Genomic DNA, 17,342 nt, shown 5'->3' on the forward strand with positions numbered 1-17,342 from the left:
AACATTCTGCACCAGCACAACCTAGCGGCTACGCGGCAACCATGGGGACCTTCCCCCCGAATTCGGCTCGGCTACCGCAAAACCCGGGTTGGTGACGCGTGTCGCACAGCGGAATGCGTGTCGTGGAGCACACCCGATGCCGAGTGAAGTCGGCGCGCGCGAAGACTCAGCACGCTCGATCACCGAGTCCGCAACCGATACGGCGAGTCCGGAACGCGACCGCGGCAGCATCCCGGACCACACGTCGTCGACCGCAGCGGCGGCACCCGCAAGCCCGCTCGAACCGCCAACCGCCACGCCCCAAGGATTTTCGAGCCCAACCCACGCGGCTGTGCCTGGTGGATTCGGGCAGCGCCGCAAGCCACCAGCACCTCGCGGGTTTCGGGCAGTCCCGCGAGGGCAGCGAGCCGCGACCCGCCCCTGGGGTCTCAGGGGCGAAGCCCCTGAGAGTCCCGAGAGTTGGGCAATCCTCTACTTCTCGGTCACCGTGGTCTGTTCGTTCACCCAGGTGATCGTTCCGCCGGTGAAATCGCTCTGCTTGCCGCCCTCGATATCCATCTCATCGGTGGTGGGATAGCCGAGCGTGCCGCCGGGGCCACCGCTGGCCAGGTATGCCGTCCGAATCTCGCCCCACACGACATGGGCGCCCGTGGCGGGGCTGCCGTAGATCGCGCCGCCCTCGAACTCCTGCACGGTGCCACCGCCGGGTGCGTCCCGCTGGTCGGCGATCGGGTCGCCCAGTACGCCGGTGGGGCCGCCGAGCGCGTTGTACTTCTCCAGGACCGCTCCTGCCACGGTGACTTCCCCATGGGCCGTGGCGATCTTGGTTTCCGGGGAGTCGGTGTCCGGTGTATCCGTGCCGTGCTCACCCTCGTGCCCGGTGGCCTGCGCCATCTCGGTGGTGGTGGCCATTCCGGTATCGGACGACTTTCCGTCCTCGTCATCATTGGAGCAGCCCGCGGCGAGCCCGCTCACCAGAGCGACCGCCGCGATGATGCCAGCCGTGCGTCGAGCGAAGTGGTTCATGTCCATCCTCTCGCAGATGACTGTCCGAGGGCGCCGCACAGTGCGGCGCCCTCGGCAGCCAGGCCGACACTCGGCACCGGTTCGGCAAATACCTTGTCATTAGCCGAAATCAGCGCCGAGCAGGTATTTGGGCGAAAGATACCCGCATACCTGTGAGGTGAAACACATGCCTGCTGTTTGCTCGATCAGGAGTTCGGCCCGAACTCCTCCAGCATCTCGGTGACCAGGGCCGCGATCGGCGAACGCTCGCTGCGCGTGAGCGTGATGTGCGCGAAGAGCGGATGGCCCTTGAGCTTCTCGATCACGGCCGCCACCCCGTCGTGCCGCCCGACCCGCAGGTTGTCGCGCTGCGCCACATCATGGGTGAGCACCACCCGCGAACCCGTACCCAAACGGCTGAGCACGGTGAGCAGCACATTGCGTTCCAGCGACTGCGCCTCGTCCACGATCACGAAGGAGTCGTGCAGCGACCGGCCGCGAATGTGGGTGAGCGGCAACACCTCCAGCATGCCGCGCGCCTGCACCTCCTCCATCACCTCCGGGCTGGCGATACCCTCGAGGGTGTCGAAGACGGCTTGCGCCCACGGCCCCATCTTCTCGCTCTCCGAACCCGGGAGATAGCCGAGATCCTGGCCGCCGACCGCGTACAGCGGACGGAAGACCACCACCTTGCGGTGAGATCGACGCTCCAGCACGGCTTCCAGTCCGGCCATCAGCGCCAGCGCCGATTTACCGGTACCCGCGCGACCACCCATGGAGACGATCCCGATGCTCTCGTCGAGCAGCAGATCGAGGGCGACGCGCTGTTCGGCGGAGCGGCCGTGCAGGCCGAAGGCCTCGCGATCGCCGCGCACCAGCTGCACCCGCTTATCCGGGGTCACCCGGGCCAGTGCGCTGCCCTTATTGCCGAGTAGTCGAATTCCGGTGTGGCAGGGCAGATCCCGGGCCTCGTCGAGGTCGATAATGGAATCGGCGTAGAGCTTGTCGACGACCGCGGAGCCGACCTCCAGTTCCGCCATACCGGACCAGCCCGAGGTGACCACATCCTGCGCGTGGTACTCGTCGGCCGCCAGACCGACCGCGCTGGCCTTGACCCGCAGCGGAATATCCTTGGATACCAACACAACCGAGCGGCCCTCGGCCGCCAGATTGAGCGCGCAGGCCAGAATGCGCGAGTCATTGGAATCGGTGCGGAATCCGACCGGCAGTACCGTCGGATCCGTATGATTCAGTTCGACCTGCAAGGTCCCACCGTCGACGCCGACCGGAATCTCCTGGTCGAGTCGTCCGTGCTGAACTCGGAAATCGTCCAGCATGCGCAATGCCTCGCGAGCGAACCAACCCAGTTCGTGGTGGTGGCGTTTGGCCTCGAGTTCGCTGATGACCACCAGCGGCAGCACCACATGGTGCTCACCGAAGCGGGTGACCGACCAGGGGTCGGACAGCAACACCGAAGTGTCCACGACGAAGGTTTTCTGTCCGAGTTCGGACGACTGCGAGGAGGCGCGAACTCCCTTTCCTGTGCGCGCGGAGCGAGCATCCCTGGCGGGAGCGTTTACGGAGCGTGCATCAGTCACGGTGGGCTCCTTTTTCACCCACGCGGCCCCGCGCGGGCGTTCTAGATGGGCCGGTCCGCCCTGTAGGTCAATCGACCCTGGGGCCGGGTGCCGGCCCCCTCGCACTGAGTTGCTCAGCCACGACCAGGACCTCCCGTACGAGCCACCTCTACGCGACCCGCACCCCCGACGCTACAGCCGAATTGGGCTTCCGGCCCACCGGATTACAGGCGTGTTGGTGAACATCCCGTTAAGGCACGCCGCATTCGGGCGAATCGCCCGCTTGGCCCCGGCAGATTGGAATGTGGCCGTGATCAGGCTCTTTCACAGCTGTGACCAGCAAAGACGTTTCAATGTCGACTTCTTGGCGCAGCCGCCCCGGCCGCACGGTGAGCGCCCGCTGTGGTGAACTCGGCGCGGCGCCCTCGCGCGCACCCGGCGCAGCGACGCCGCGGCTCGGCGTTATACCTACTCACGCATAACAGTGCGGTCCATCACATCCGCGCCCACCCGTCGATCACCGCCGCCGGTTTGCTGACCCGACGCGACGCACACCCATCGCATCACGAACCCGAACCGATTTCACGCGCCCGAGCCGATACAGTCGAACCATGGCCGATGCTCAGGATCTCGAGAAGCTGTCCTCCAAGGAACTGCACGACCGCGCCGTGAAGTCGGCCGTGCGCCACGGCGACGTGAAATTCCTGTGGGACCTGCTCAAGTCGATTCCGGCCGCCGAGGCCGCCGCCGGAAATCTCGGTGAGAGCGAACTCGACGTCAAGTACGTCCTGCCCATGCTGGACGACTACGTGCACGCCGGTGAGGGCGATATCGCCGAGGTGCTGCGGCCCATGTACATCGACTACCTCGCCAGGCGCTCCTGAGCTGAAATCCCGTAGCGCGAGAACTCCCGCGGCCGGTCCGCACCGCGCACGAACGGAACGAAACTCGCGTGCCCACGGTGCGCACGGCTCTGCTCGACACCGGTGACCGGTGCGCCTAGCGTGAGTCCATGACCGCCGACCCCGCACCCGAGCTGGTTGTCTACCGCCGCCCGGGCTGCCCGTACTGCTCCCGAATGCGGCGGGTCCTCAACCGCCACGGGATCATTCACCGCGAAGTCGATATCTGGGAAGACCCGGAGGCCGCCGCCTTCGTACGGTCGGTCGCCGACGGCAATGAGACCGTGCCGACGGTGGTGCTGCGAAACGGTGCGACGCAACAGCATTGGGTGAACCCACAGCCGAAGAAGTTGATCACGACCGTCACCGCCGAAACACCCACGCTCACCGGCGGACCACGCAAGATCTGGAGTTGGTAGACCGCCGCCCGTCATTTCGCCGATAGACCTTGCCCGTCATTCCGACGCGCTTTTGGCCGGAATCCACGGAACCCGTTAGGCAAGTAGTGGATCCCGGCCAAAAGCATGCCGGGATGACGAGCGGGGCAATGCCGACGAGACAGGTGGGCGACGACGCAACCGGGGGCGAGGGATGACGAGGCCAATGGTCAATGTCTCAACCCGGGGCGGGGGCTGAGTCTCAGCCCAGGGCAGGGCTGACGCGACCGGGGACAAGAAGGAAAGCCCGCCGCGATCATGTGATCGGGGCGGGCTCCCCTGTTCGTTCAGGGTGACTCGGCGTTCCAGGTGGCTCAGCCCAGCAGACGCCAGTCCTCCAGACCCTCGTAGAGCGGGAAGTCCTGCGCCAGCTTGGAGACTCGGGTGCGCAGGGTCTCCACGTCGCCGCCGATCAGGGCCGACGCGATGATGTCGGCGACCTCGGCGAACTCGGTGTCGCCGAAGCCGCGGGTGGCGAGGGCGGCGGTACCGATGCGCAGGCCGGAGGTGACCATCGGGGGGCGGGGGTCGAAGGGAACGGCGTTGCGGTTCACCGTGATTCCGACCTCGTGCAGGAGGTCTTCACCCTGCTGGCCGTCGAGCTGGGAGTTGCGCAGATCGACCAGGGCCAGGTGCACATCGGTGCCGCCGGTGAGCACGGTGATGCCCTTGTCCTTGACGTCGGCGGCGGTGAGGCGCTCGGCGAGTAGTTTGGCACCGGTGATGGTGCGCTCCTGACGCTCCTTGAACTCCGCGGTACCGGCGATCTTGAAGGCCACGGCCTTGGCGGCAATGGCGTGCATGAGCGGACCGCCCTGCTGGCCCGGGAATACCGCGGAGTTCAGCTTCTTCGCGAACTCCTGCTTGGCCAGGATCAGACCGGAACGCGGGCCGCCGAGGGTCTTGTGCACGGTGGAGGACACCACATCGGCGTGCGGCACCGGCGACGGGTGCAGTCCGGCGGCGACCAGACCGGCGAAGTGCGCCATATCGACCCAGAGGTAGGCGCCCACCTCATCGGCGATCTCCCGGAAGGCCGCGAAATCCAGGTGCCGCGGGTACGCGGACCAACCGGCCACGATCACCTTCGGCCGGGTCTCGCGGGCGATCTTGCGGACCTCGTCCATATCGACGCGGTGGTCTTCCTTGGAGACGCCGTAGGCGTGCACCTCGTACAGCTTGCCGGAGAAGTTCAACCGCATGCCGTGGGTCAGGTGCCCACCGTGCGCGAGATCCAGGCCGAGCAGCTTCTCGCCCGGATTCATCAGCGCCATCAGCACGGCGGCATTGGCCTGCGCGCCGGAATGCGGCTGCACATTGGCGAATTCGGCCCCGAACAGCTCCTTGACGCGGTTGCGCGCCAAATCCTCGACGATGTCCACCGCCTCGCAACCGCCGTAGTAGCGGCGGCCCGGGTAGCCCTCGGCGTACTTATTGGTGAGCACACTGCCCTGGGCCTGCAGCACGGCGCGCGGCACGAAATTCTCGGACGCGATCATCTCGAGGGTGTCGCGCTCCCGGGCCAGTTCTTGGCCCATCGCGACGGCGAGCTCGGGATCGAGTTCGGCGAGGGACTGGGTGTTGACGGAAGCGGTCGTCTGGGTCACGCCGCCGAGTTTATTGGCCGTCGACGCGGGCTCGTGCAGAGGGTTCTCCGTGTCGGCAGCTCGGTGCTGATCCATTTCGCGACCTCCCATGATTGGGGTGCCCGGTTACCCGAGCCGCCCAACACCCAGGCGCGCGGTGCGGGGCTTGGTTGCTTCCCGGTGGTTACTTCCACCTCGAATGCGCCAGTCGCGGTACCCGGCCATGCTAACCCGCCTCCCCGAATCTTCAGCGCACTGTCCCGCCTCCCCGGAACTTCAGCGCACTGTCCCGCCTCCCCGGAACTTCAGCGCACTGTCCCGCCTCCCCGGAACTTCAGCGCCCGGCTGAGCGCCGTTGACATTCGTGCACGCGTGCCGACGTTGGGAGCCGAGCCGATTGTGGACGTACCCGGTGAGTTACCCCGAACGTTGCGAGATCAGTGGTCCAGTCGCATTCGACGAACGGCGGCCGGGGTCAACGGCTCGTCGAGTAGGCGGCGGAAGCGGTCTGAGCGGTCGTCGGCGTCGGGGGCCTGGTCCAGCCAGCCGCCGAGTAGGCGGTAGCCCTCGACGTAGGTGCTGATGTAGGCGCGCCACAGTGGGGAGGAGAGGAAGCGCAGGGACTGGCGGGCGCGCTCCGGGGTGGTCAGGCTCCAACGCTCCAGGAACTTCGCCACGGTGTCGGCGTCCTGGCGGCGGTCGTGCAGCAGTAGCGCCGCATCCTGGCGGACGTTCAGCAGTTTGGCGGAGGCGGTCGAAAGCTGTTCCGCCCGTTCACCATCGAAGCGCAGGCCGAGGTCGGCGTAGATCTCCTGCGCCCATTTCCCCCAACCGGGGCCGACGATGGATTTCAGCGCCAGATCCGCCAGGCCCTCCGCCATCAGGCACTGCGGGGTGTTGACCAGGAACAGCGTCTGCTCGGCCTGCCCGGCCGCGACCAGCCCGGCCTCCTTGCGGCAGTGCTCGGTGTGGTGGCCCGGATACGACTCGTGCGCGATGAGATGCGGCAGATGCGCCATATGCTGTTTGAGATCGGAGTTGATGGCGACCCGGGACCGGAAGTTGCCGAGGTAGTAGTTGAAGCCCGACCACGGCTTATCCCCCACCACTTCGTATTCCACGAATTCGTGCTCGGGCAGCGGATAGCGCTGCCGCACCAGCTCGCGCAGCGCACTGGAGAACGCCTCCACACACACCTGCAACCGCTCCGGCGGAATCTCATCGGCGCGCCGGTGCGCGGTCACCCGGTCGAACAGCGACCCCTCCCCGGCGAGCACCTCATCCATCCGCCGATGCGCGTCCTGGTACTCCGCCTCGTCGCCGGGCGCGATATCCACATCGAAGTAGGCGCGCACCTCCTCGACGAACGCGATCTCGTCCCCGGCGAACTTGCGCGCCGAGCACTCCATGGCCCGCAGGTGCACATCCAGGAATTCGGTGCGCTCGCTGGAGAGTCCGGCTTCGGGCAGTTCCTTGCGCAGGCTCGCGGCGCGATGCGCGAGATCGCGCGGCGCGGGCGGGGGCGCGTTGTCGACCTCGTGCCGTAGGGCGGGATCACCGGTGTAGGCGTCGACGAACCCTTCTTCGAGCCGGTCGAAGGCCAGACCCAACCGCAGATAGTCGTCGACAAGTGCGTGCGCTCCCATAGAAAAGACCTTATTGGATGGCAGTGCATTCGGCGTCGGCGCCGACGGGTCCCCCGTTTCGTGCTCGAACAAACACGGCGCGGGTGTTGGATATCTCACTGGCCCCTACTGGCCAGTAACAACACCCGGTATTCCCCGGGCCGGTGGACCCGAGCACAATTCGACCATGCGTGGAGTATGGACCGGATCTCACCGGACCGAGCATGGCAATGGTGAGGGTCGTGGCTGAATGGCGCGAATGAGTGAGCCGAGTCCCTACGTGGAATTCGATCGAAAGCAGTGGCGCACGCTGCGAAAATCAACTCCCCTGGTACTCACCGAGGAAGAACTGGTGGGCCTGCGCGGTCTGGGAGAACAGATCGACCTCGAGGAAGTCGCCGAGGTCTACCTGCCACTCGCCCGGCTCATCCACCTCCAGGTGGCCGCCAAACAGCGGCTCTTCGCCGCCACCGCCACCTTCCTCGGCGAAAAACACCCGGACCGCCAGGTGCCGTACGTAATCGGCGTCGCGGGCAGTGTCGCGGTCGGCAAGTCCACCACCGCCCGCGTACTGCAGGCGCTGCTGGCCCGCTGGGACCACCACCCGCGCGTGGATCTCGTCACCACCGACGGATTCCTCTACCCCACAGCCGAACTCACCCGCCGCGGCCTCATGCACCGCAAGGGCTTCCCGGAGAGCTACGACCGCCGCAAACTTCTGCGCTTCGTCACCGAGGTGAAATCCGGTGCGGCGGAAGTCTGCGCCCCGGTGTATTCGCATATCGCCTACGACATCCTGCCGGACCAGAAACACTGCGTGCAGCAACCCGACATACTGATTGTCGAGGGTTTGAACGTCCTGCAGACCGGCCCCCGCCTCATGGTCTCGGACCTGTTCGACTTCTCCATCTATGTCGACGCCCGCATCGAGGATATCGAGAACTGGTATATCGAAAGGTTTCTCGCGCTGCGCAAGACCTCCTTCTCCGATCCGAATTCGGCGTTCCACCACTACGCCAAATTCAATGATCAGGAGGCCATCGGAGCGGCGCGGGAGATCTGGAACAACACCAACCGGCCCAATCTGGTGGACAACATCCTGCCCACCCGCCCGCGCGCGACCCTGGTGTTGCGCAAGGATTCCGATCACGCCATCAACCGGCTCCGGTTGCGCAAGCTCTAGATCTTCCAGGCAGCGTCCAGCCGTGCGCCCACATCGATATCGATGGCGGCCACAATATGCGGTTTGCGAATCTCCTCGGCCAGGTAGCGGGCCACGAAGCGGCGGATCTCGTGATCGACGCTGGCCAGAATGCGCAGTAACTCCCCGCGCCGTGACGCGCTCGCGACATTGACGCGCACATCACTGGGGCGTGGTTCGGCGATATCGATAATCACCCGCAGTGGTTCGGCGGTGCGGACCGTCAGATGCAGATGGATCTTGCCGTCCACGTGAAACGGATACCGGTCCACCGCGAGATCGACGAGCAGGTCCACTTCCAGCGGAATCATCAGCTCGAACGAAATATTCTCCAGCACTTCACGGTCCAGCTTCGGCTTACCGAGCCGCACCGTCGCCGACAGCTTCGCTATCCGCCCCGGACCCACCCCGATGGGGCCGAAATCGAATGCCTCGCCGGTCAATTGCCCGAACGCACCGCTGATGCGCTGTTCGGAGGCCGCGTATTCCAGGAATCTACGGCCGAACTCCTCGTAGGAGATAAAGGAACTCGATCTGACCCCGCCCACCGAATCCACGGGGTTCCGCTCGCCCTCGCGCACCTCGCTCATGCAATCCGACGGTACGGCAGCGACAGTCCCGCGAACACCAAAGCCATTGCACTGCAACCCAACCGTTGGCCCGCCGTAGCCCCCCGTACAGCTCGAGACCCTGTCGATCTTCTCGTCGATACGAACCGTGACAACTGATCTCGCAACGTTCGGGGTAACTCACCGGGTACGCCCAAAATCGGTTCGGCACCCAACCGCCGGCACGCGTGCATGAGTGTCAACGGCTCTCACCTGCGCGCTGAAGATTCGGGGAGGCGGGGGAGTCAACGGCTCTCACCTGCGCGCTGAAGATTCGGGGAGGCGGGGGAGTCAACGGCTCTCACCTGCGCGCTGAAGATTCGGGGAGGCGGGGAGGATTAGACCCCGAAGCGGCGGTGCCGGGCCGCGTAATCACGCAGGGCGCGCAGGAAATCTGTGCGGCGGAACTCCGGCCAGTACGCCTCGGTGAACCAGATCTCCGAATACGCGCTCTGCCACAGCAGGAACCCCGACAGACGCTGTTCGCCGGAGGTGCGGATGACCAGATCCGGGTCCGGCTGGCCGGAGGTGTAGAGGTGCTGGCCGATGGCATCGACGGTAATCGACTGCACCAGATCCTCACCGGTCTCCCCGCCCGCCATCTCCTGGCGCAGCAGCGAGCGCACCGCATCGGTGATCTCCTGCCGCCCGCCGTAGCCGATGGCAACATTCACATGCACACCATCGCGGCCCTCCGTGCGCTTGGCCGCCTCGCGCAACCGCCGCGCCATATCCTCGGGCAGCTGATCCAGTGCGCCGACAATCCGGACCGTGCAATTCTGTTCCGGCGCGGACAGTTCCTCGACAACATCGGCGATCACCTCGAAGAGCGTCTCCAGCTCCTCGGGATCGCGGCGCAGGTTCTCGGTCGAGAGCAGGTACACGGTGACCATCTCGACACCGACTTCGGCGGACCAGCCGACCAGCTCGGCGATCTTGAGCGCACCCACCCGATGCCCGTGGCTGATATCGGAGAAGCCGTTCTCCCGAGCCCAGCGACGATTGCCATCGCACATCACCGCAACATGTCGCGGATGTTGTTTGCCGGCCAACTGCTTCGTCAGCCGGGCCTCGTAGATGCGATAGGGAAAACTCCGCACCTGACTCGCAAGCTTCACGGCGCTAAACAGTACGCCCCGCCGCACAGCGGCGGGCTGGCCGGGACAGCGCTCACCTACCTCCCCCGCGACTTCAGCGCCGGGCTCGAGATACGCGCTTGCGCATTCGGCTTCCCTTCTCTTCGAGACGAACGTGACGACTGATCTCGCAACGGTCGGGGTAACTCACCGGGTACGCCCAAAATCAGCTCGGCACCCGACAGCCAGCACGCGTACACAACGGTCAACGACTCTCAGCCACGCGCTGAAGTCCCGGAGAGGCGGGGGAGCTCGGGGTAACTCACCGGGTACGCCCAAAATCAGCTCGGCACCCGACAGTCGGCACGCGTACACAACGGTCAACGACTCTCAGCCGGGCGCTGAAGTCCCGGGGAGGCGGGTCAGTGACCCCTACCGCAGAGTGATGACGTGACGGGGCTGTGGGCGCTAACCTACGGTACCGTAGGTTACTCAGGAGGTAATGGTGTCGGAAACCGCGTTGCCCGCTTCCTCGGTGGGGGCTGCCGTTGAGGCGTTGATCAAACCGCGCATGCGCGGGTGGATTCATACCTGGGCGGTGGGAATCGCCGCCATCGCGGTGCTGACGCTGGTCGCGACCGCGACCACGGTGTCGGCGACGGCGACCTGGTCGACGCTCGTGTACGGGCTGACCGTCTGTGGGGTTTTCGGGGTCAGTGCCACCTATCACCGGGTGAACTGGTCCACCGATAGTGCGCGCATTCATATGAAGCGAGCCGATCACTCGATGATCTTCTTGTTCATCGCCGGGAGCTATACGCCGTTCGCACTGCTCGGGGTCGGCGGTCGGTCGGGGACGACCCTGCTCACCGTGGTGTGGGTTGGTGCGCTCGCGGGGGTCGCGCTGAAGCTGTTGTGGCCGACCGCGCCGCGATGGGTCGGGGTTCCGCTGTATCTGCTGCTCGGGTGGGCCATCGTGCCGGTGGCCGGAACCCTCACACACAATGTGGGACTCGCGCCGATGTTGCTGCTACTCATCGGCGGCATCACCTACAGCGTGGGCGCGATCCTCTACGCGACCCGCTGGCCGGACCCGTGGCCGGAGGTCTTCGGACACCACGAGTTCTTCCATGCCGCGACGGTGGTCGCGGCGCTGTGCCATTACGTCGCGGTGTGGTTGGTCCTGCTGCACTGAGCGCGAAATTTCACAAACGTGCACAGCGGCCCGAACAGTCTCTAAAGTCGGCTGCAAGAGCCGGACCGATTCGAGGCAGTACCAACAACCCATGACAGCACCGACAGCCGCCGCGGCGACAGCGCCGATGGCCACCGCGGCGACAGGCCCAATGGCCGCCGCGACGGACGCCGTGACGTGATCAGTCGACTGATCCTGTGGGCACTGCGGTCAGGCTGGGGGTTGGCCGCCGCCGTGATGGCGTGCAATATCGCCGGACTCGGCGTCATCCTCACCGAACTGTGGCTGGCCGGATTCCTGGGCCGACTCGGGCCCAACTGGCTCATGGTCCTGGCACCCGTGGCCGTCTATCCGACCATCGGCGCATTGATCGGCATCGCGCTCGCCGTCCGTGACCGCACCCATTACTTCGGTTGGCTGGATCAGCGCCGCCGACCCACCGAACGCGAAGCCCGGCGGCTGCTGACCCTGCCCATCGCGATTACCGCACGCGCCCTGGCCATTTGGATTCCGGGCGTGATCATCGCGGCCGCGCTGTTCGCGCATGCCACCGCGGAGCGTGACTTCCTGGTCGTACTCGCCATGTTCGTCTTCGGTGGCCTGGAATCGGCGGCGGTCACCTATCTCGTCGTGGACCGGCTCATCCGGCCCACCATCCCCACGGTCGCGGCGGTGACCGGCGGCACCACGCACTGGAGTTCCACGGTGCTGGTGCGGGTGCTGGTGACCTTCGCGGTCACCGGAGCCGTACCGCTGCTCATGCTCATTACGGTGCTGGCCGATCCGGTATCGGATCCCAGCGACCGCATTCGCACCGGCATCTATCTCGCGGTCGTCGGACTGTCCGCGGGCGCGGTCGCCACGGCCGCCCTGGCGCGCGCGGTTGCCACCCCAATGCACACCCTGCGCGAGGCCCTCGATCGAATCGCGCGCGGCGATCTCGATGTACAGGTGCCCATCGGCAGCGCGAGTGAGGTGGGGCGGCTGGAACATTCGGTGAACGAGATGGCCGCGAATCTGCGCGAACGCGAACGCATGCGGACGCTGTTCGGCCGCCATGTGGGCACCGAGGTGGCCGAACGCGCCCTGGCCGGAGGTGCGGCGCTGACCGGCGATATGCGGGTGGTGACGGCCCTTTTCGTGGATGTGACCGGGTCGGTGGCACTGTCCACGGAGCTGGCTCCGGGCGAATTCGTGGCCAAACTCAATCGGCTGCTGTCCATCGTGGTGGCCGCCACCGAGGACAACCACGGTCTGGTCAACAAGTTCGAGGGTGATGCGGCGCTGTGTATCTTCGGCGCACCGATCGCCCTGTCCGACAACGCCACTCCCGCCCTGCGCGCCGCCCGCCGGATTCGGGACGCGGTGGCGGCGGGCGGTGAACTCGATGTCGGTATCGGGCTGGCACGCGGTCTGGTCTTCGCGGGCGATATCGGTGCCGACACCCGGCTGGAGTTCACCGTAATCGGCGATGCCGTCAACGAGGCCGCCCGCCTCACCACCGAGGCCAAGCGGGTACAACGCCGAATCCTGGCCAGCCAGGCCGTAATCGACGCCGCCGCGGCCGATGAGCGGGCCCACTGGGCGCTGTACGAGACCATTCTGCTGCGCGGGCGCAAACAACCCACCCACTGCTGGACCGATGGCGCGGCCACCGGCTCAGCCGTGAGCACCCCCGTCGTTCCCGAAGCGGAGCTCCTCGATCCGAAATCGCAAGTGGTCCAATAACTTTTCCGGATCGTCGAAGTCGGCGGGATCTATGGGTTGCCCGAAATGAACCGTCACCTGCTGTGAGCGATCGAACCGCTTGCCCTCGCCACGGGTGTGACGAATCGGCAATACCCTATCGGTGCCGGTGGTACCCACAGGAATAATCGGAATACCGCTCGCCAGAGCAAGTTTCGCGACACCCGGCTTATACGGTTCGTACTCCCCGGGCGCGACGATCCGACCCTCCGGATAGATGAGCAGCACACCCCCGTGCCGCAGAATCGTCTCCGCCTGCGATATGGCCTTCTGTCCGGACTCGGCATTGCGCCGCACCACCGGAATCTGGCCCAGCCGCCGCACCAACCACCCGACCACCGGCCACGACCACAGCTCGGCCATGGCGATGGCAACCGCGCGCCGCCGCAGGGCACCCCACAGAAACACCGCGTCCAACATCGAAATGTGGTTACCGGCCACAATCACCGGACCGGTCTTCGGCACCATCGCACGCCCGATCACGGTAACGCGCACGAACTTCGACCAGGCCAATCCACGCAATACCCGGCGCACCACCTTGGTGGTCACCCAGGCCCGCTTACCCAGCCCCTTCGGCCGCCGCGCCGATTCGCTACCCATCGATTTCCCCTCGCCAGATCGCCGCACCGCTGAATACTCGCACCGCGCCATCCCCCACGGCACCGCAGTCTCACGTCACCTCGAGCGGGTTTCTACTCAGCGATGGCTCGCACCCGGCCGATTCGGACGCGGCCGGGTAGCTTTCGGCCGCCGCCCCACCGACGGACGGCCGTTCAACGCTCGCGAAATATCGACTCGATTGGGCGGGGCGAATACCCCGGCCCGGCGACTACTGGTCATGTAGCCGCGTCGCTTCCAACATCCCGCCGCACTTCGGTTGCGGCGAGTCGGTACAGCGCGAATACAAGATGAGCGTCGACATGCTCGCCGACTGTAGGACTCGCGCGGCGAGGGGGCAATGGATTATGGCCGCGACAGCCTGATCGCCCGACACCACGTCTCGAGGACAGCCTCGCTGCCGCCCAGGCATTCGATACCGATAGTCCGCCGTCGGCTCATACCGCTGAGTGAGGAGCAATCGATACTCAGGGGTGATCCGCCGATCGGCCCGTCCGCCGCAGAGTCGAGGGCATGATCGAAGGTTCGCTTCCTCGGCTCGCGGCAATGCCCGAGCCTAAGCCGCCTCGCGTGGTTTCCATTGCGCTGCAAGCCATCTTGATCGCGGTCTGCTGTGGCGTGGGCGAGACAGTGCTCCGCGCCGCACTCATGCTCGACCGTCCCGACGCGGACGTGGTCGGCCTCCTACCCATACTGGCGATTCGAGTGGCGATCTACCTGGCCGTCGTCGCCGCCGCCTTCCGGATGGCAGCCGGAGCCCAATGGGCACGTTGGACGCTCATTATCGGCCTGGGTACCGTCGGCCTTGCCTCACTCGTCGCCGACCCGCTGAGCGCCGCGCTCACCGCACCGCACCTCGGCGATCTGGAGGTGAACTGGACGGCGGAATCGCTGGTGCTGGCACAATTTCGCATCGTGCACATTGTGGCGGTACTCATCGCGGTGCCCGCCATGCTCCGCGCCGGGGCGCACTTCCGCTCGGCGCCGAAGCCCTGACCTACGCCGTGCGGACCGGCGGCAGCGAACATCGATCGCCGCCGCCCGGTATCCACCAGGCATAAGCGAGCCAGGCTCGTCATCCCGTCCAGGCCACCCGCAACCCGTCATCCCGGCGCGCTTTTGGCCGGGATCCACGCCCGGTGCAGCGAAGAGGCGAGCAGGCCCGGCGGAACAGGCCGATAGAGCGGGCCACGCCTGTGCAGGCGAACTCAGTCGCGGGTGGGCGCGAGGGACTGACGGAGGGCGTTCGCCGAGGTGACAGGCAGGTCGCAGACCGAGCCGCGGCAGACGTAGGCGGCCGAGTGGCCGTCGACCGGATGGCGGTTGGCCAGCAGGGGCGCCGAATCGGCTACTCCGGTGACGACAACCGCGCCGCCCGGTGCGAATTCCCTTGCGGTGACCGCCAATCCGGCGGCATCGCCTTCGCTGTCATCGTCGGACACGACGATCGCCACCTGGATCGGGCCCTGGACGGCGGCTTCGGCGACGGTCAGCCAGTGCCCCGCCGACCGCGGCGCTCGGGCCAGGGCGATCGCACCGCGGTTCAGGGTGCGGTCGGCGAGATCGCGGTAGCGCAGCGCACGATCTGGATCACTGAGGGCGGATGCGGTGAGCAGGGCCTCGGCCATGGCGGAAGTGCCGGCGGGGGTGGCGCCGTCGAGAGGGTCACGGGGGCGCGCCACCAGGGTTTCGGCATCGTCGGCGGTATCGAACCAACTGCCGGGGGCCTCCGGATCCGCGAAGTGGGTAATGGCCGCGTCCAGGATGCGCTGCGCCGGTGTGAGCCAATCGGTTTCGCTGGAGATCTGATGCAGGGCGAGCAAACCGGTCGTGAGCCAGGCGTAATCCTCCAGCACACCGGGCGCGGTACCCGCGGCACCGCCGAGCGATGCGCGCAGCACTCGGTCGCCGACCACATGCTCATCGAGCAGGAACCGGGCACACCGCACCGCCGCGGACATCCAATCCGCGCGGGAATGCCTGGCTCCGGCTTCGGCGAGAGCGGTAATCGCCATGCCGTTCCAGGCGGTCACCACCTTGTCGTCGCGTTCGGGCTGCGGACGCTGGGCACGAGCGGTGCGCAGCACCGCGCGGATACGTTCCAGGCGTTCGTATTCGCCCGCTCGCGGATCGCGGTAGCGGGTGAGCACCGAGGTGCCGTGTTCGAAGGTGCCCGCCGTGGTGACACCGAAAAGCTCTGCGGCCCAAGCACCGTCGGTGGGACCGAGAATCCCGATGAACTCGCTGGGCGTCCACACGTAGGTGGCGCCCTCCACACCGGGCTGCCCCGGTGCCACATGGGTGTCGGCATCGAGCGCGGAGGCGAATCCACCGGTATCGGTACCGAGGTCGTCGATGAGGAATTCCGCGGTCTCCCGGGCGATCCGCAACGGCAGCGATTCGACCGCCCCCGCGGGAACTCGTTGCGCGAGATGCGCGTACGCCCGCAGCAGCAGCGCATTGTCGTAGAGCATTTTCTCGAAATGCGGCACCACCCAGGCGGCATCCACCGAGTAGCGCGAGAATCCCCCGCGCAGTTGGTCATAGATCCCCCCACGCGCCATGGTCTCGGCCGTGAACGACACCGCGTGCAGCACCTGCTCATCACCGGTGCGCTCGTACCCCCGCAGCAGCCCTTCCAGCAACGCCGACGGCGGGAATTTGGGCGCACCGCCGAACCCGCCCCGTTCGGCGTCCAGATCCCCCAGCACCGCCGCCACCGCATGATCGAGCAGCTCCGCACTCACCGCCACCGAGCTATCGGGCAGCCCCGCGGACTGCTGCCGCAGCGCATCCGCCACCTGCGCCGCCGCCTGACTCACCTCATCGCGGCGATTCCGCCACGTCTCCCCCACCGCGGTCAGCAACTGCGAAAACGACGGCATCCCATGCCGCGGCGTCTTCGGATAGTAGGTACCGCAGTAGAACGGCTCCCCTTCCGGAGTCAGGAAGCAGGTCATCGGCCAACCCCCCTGCCCGGTCATGGCAACCGTCGACGCCATGTACACCGCGTCCAGGTCGGGCCGCTCCTCCCGATCCACCTTGATACACACGTAGTTCTCGTTCATGAGCGCCGCAGTGGCCTCATCCTCGAAGGACTCGTGCGCCATAACATGACACCAATGGCAGGACGCGTACCCGATGGACAGCAGAATCGGCACATCCCGCGCCGCGGCCTCCGCCAATGCCTCGACGTCCCACTCCCGCCAGTGCACCGGATTGTCGGCGTGCTGACGCAGATACGGAGATGTAGCGTTCCGAAGCCGATTCATGCCTACACCGTCTCACAAGACCCCTCAGATCCAGGTAGCGATGCGGCACGAACTCGGAAGCATCCACCAACGAGGTCGCTGCATCGAGTCGGCCCTGGACGAGCGGAGACACGCCACCAGTTCGCCCGCGCCCGAGCCATCCGGGCGCGATACACAACGAATGTTGGTCAAATGATCGGCATTAGTTTCGGCAGATGATCAAGTGTGAGCTACGATCGACCACTGAACTCTTTCCACTCTTGCAAGGCGAGATCACCAGCGAGCCCGACGGATTCGTCGATGCGGCCTTCGCCCACGGCCACCGGATACAGACGAACCCAGCAGAGTTCCGCCGCCGCGACTACCTCGCGCTGACTGCCCGGGGCGGCTATCCCGACTCGACGACGGACCAACACCCTCGATCAGACGGCGGAACGGCGCGATCGCAGCCAGGTAGGCCAGCCGTCCCGTCGTCATCCATGTCCGGTTCAGCAGTGACGCCGAGACCGAGGAAC

At 66.2% G+C, this 17,342-nt stretch carries 14 protein-coding genes and 1 riboswitch; of the genes, 6 read left to right on the forward strand and 8 right to left on the reverse strand.

The window, feature by feature from the left end; all coding sequences use genetic code 11:
• Positions 1 to 471: 471 nt before the first annotated feature.
• Both NU1_RS04965 and phoH2 read right to left on the reverse strand, forming a co-directional pair.
• Complete coding sequence (locus NU1_RS04965; RefSeq protein WP_067518347.1) at positions 472 to 1,026, reverse strand: LGFP repeat-containing protein; 555 nt, start codon at positions 1,024 to 1,026, stop codon at positions 472 to 474.
• Between the two features lie 185 nt (positions 1,027 to 1,211).
• Complete coding sequence (gene phoH2, locus NU1_RS04970; protein WP_084521019.1) at positions 1,212 to 2,603, reverse strand: RNA 5'-3' helicase PhoH2; 1,392 nt, start codon at positions 2,601 to 2,603, stop codon at positions 1,212 to 1,214.
• Between the two features lie 590 nt (positions 2,604 to 3,193).
• On the opposite strand from phoH2, the gene NU1_RS04975 reads away from it, so the two are divergent.
• Both NU1_RS04975 and NU1_RS04980 read left to right on the forward strand, forming a co-directional pair.
• Positions 3,194 to 3,466: a hypothetical protein gene (locus NU1_RS04975; protein WP_067517855.1), complete on the forward strand. Its 273-nt coding sequence runs from the start codon at positions 3,194 to 3,196 to the stop codon at positions 3,464 to 3,466.
• 128 nt (positions 3,467 to 3,594) lie between these two features.
• Positions 3,595 to 3,903: a glutaredoxin family protein gene (locus tag NU1_RS04980; RefSeq protein ID WP_067517857.1), complete on the forward strand. Its 309-nt coding sequence runs from the start codon at positions 3,595 to 3,597 to the stop codon at positions 3,901 to 3,903.
• A gap of 332 nt (positions 3,904 to 4,235) precedes the next feature.
• Here NU1_RS04980 and glyA read toward each other — a convergent pair whose 3' ends face one another.
• Positions 4,236 to 5,528: a serine hydroxymethyltransferase gene (glyA, locus tag NU1_RS04985; RefSeq protein WP_067518349.1), complete on the reverse strand. Its 1,293-nt coding sequence runs from the start codon at positions 5,526 to 5,528 to the stop codon at positions 4,236 to 4,238.
• Positions 5,529 to 5,644: 116 nt separating this feature from the next.
• Positions 5,645 to 5,729: riboswitch (ZMP/ZTP riboswitch) on the reverse strand.
• A 215-nt stretch (positions 5,730 to 5,944) separates the two neighbouring features.
• A complete protein-coding gene (locus NU1_RS04990; RefSeq protein ID WP_067517859.1) occupies positions 5,945 to 7,153 on the reverse strand; it encodes a DUF885 domain-containing protein in 1,209 nt (402 codons plus the stop codon).
• Positions 7,154 to 7,382: 229 nt separating this feature from the next.
• Here NU1_RS04990 and coaA point away from each other — a divergent pair, with 229 nt between their 5' ends.
• Complete coding sequence (gene coaA, locus NU1_RS04995; RefSeq protein ID WP_067517861.1) at positions 7,383 to 8,315, forward strand: type I pantothenate kinase; 933 nt, start codon at positions 7,383 to 7,385, stop codon at positions 8,313 to 8,315.
• Here the strand turns inward: coaA and NU1_RS05000 are convergent.
• A complete protein-coding gene (locus NU1_RS05000; protein WP_067517862.1) occupies positions 8,312 to 8,923 on the reverse strand; it encodes a hypothetical protein in 612 nt (203 codons plus the stop codon). The genes coaA and NU1_RS05000 overlap by 4 nt on opposite strands.
• A gap of 356 nt (positions 8,924 to 9,279) precedes the next feature.
• On the reverse strand, positions 9,280 to 10,059 hold the full coding sequence (locus NU1_RS05005; protein ID WP_067517864.1) for an isoprenyl transferase: 780 nt from the start codon (positions 10,057 to 10,059) through the stop codon (positions 9,280 to 9,282).
• A gap of 460 nt (positions 10,060 to 10,519) precedes the next feature.
• On the opposite strand from NU1_RS05005, the gene trhA reads away from it, so the two are divergent.
• Entirely contained in the window at positions 10,520 to 11,212 is a 693-nt protein-coding gene (gene trhA, locus NU1_RS05010) for a PAQR family membrane homeostasis protein TrhA (RefSeq protein ID WP_067517865.1), read from the forward strand.
• 177 nt (positions 11,213 to 11,389) lie between these two features.
• Positions 11,390 to 12,940 carry an adenylate/guanylate cyclase domain-containing protein gene (locus NU1_RS05015; protein WP_067517867.1) on the forward strand — a complete coding sequence of 517 codons (1,551 nt, stop codon included), beginning with the start codon at positions 11,390 to 11,392 and terminating at the stop codon, positions 12,938 to 12,940.
• On the opposite strand, the gene NU1_RS05020 is transcribed toward NU1_RS05015, so the two are convergent.
• Complete coding sequence (locus tag NU1_RS05020) at positions 12,872 to 13,558, reverse strand: lysophospholipid acyltransferase family protein (protein ID WP_067517868.1); 687 nt, start codon at positions 13,556 to 13,558, stop codon at positions 12,872 to 12,874. The genes NU1_RS05015 and NU1_RS05020 overlap by 69 nt on opposite strands.
• A gap of 531 nt (positions 13,559 to 14,089) precedes the next feature.
• Here NU1_RS05020 and NU1_RS05025 point away from each other — a divergent pair.
• Positions 14,090 to 14,572 (forward strand): hypothetical protein, encoded by a 483-nt coding sequence (locus tag NU1_RS05025; protein WP_157551992.1) that lies wholly within the window; start codon positions 14,090 to 14,092, stop codon positions 14,570 to 14,572.
• 212 nt (positions 14,573 to 14,784) lie between these two features.
• Here NU1_RS05025 and NU1_RS05030 read toward each other — a convergent pair whose 3' ends face one another.
• Positions 14,785 to 16,848, reverse strand: a complete 2,064-nt coding sequence (locus tag NU1_RS05030) for a thioredoxin domain-containing protein (RefSeq protein WP_067517872.1) — start codon at positions 16,846 to 16,848, stop codon at positions 14,785 to 14,787.
• Between the last annotated feature and the right edge of the window lie 494 nt (positions 16,849 to 17,342).

Source organism: Nocardia uniformis NBRC 13702 (assembly GCF_001613345.1).
Lineage (GTDB): Bacteria > Actinomycetota > Actinomycetes > Mycobacteriales > Mycobacteriaceae > Nocardia > Nocardia uniformis.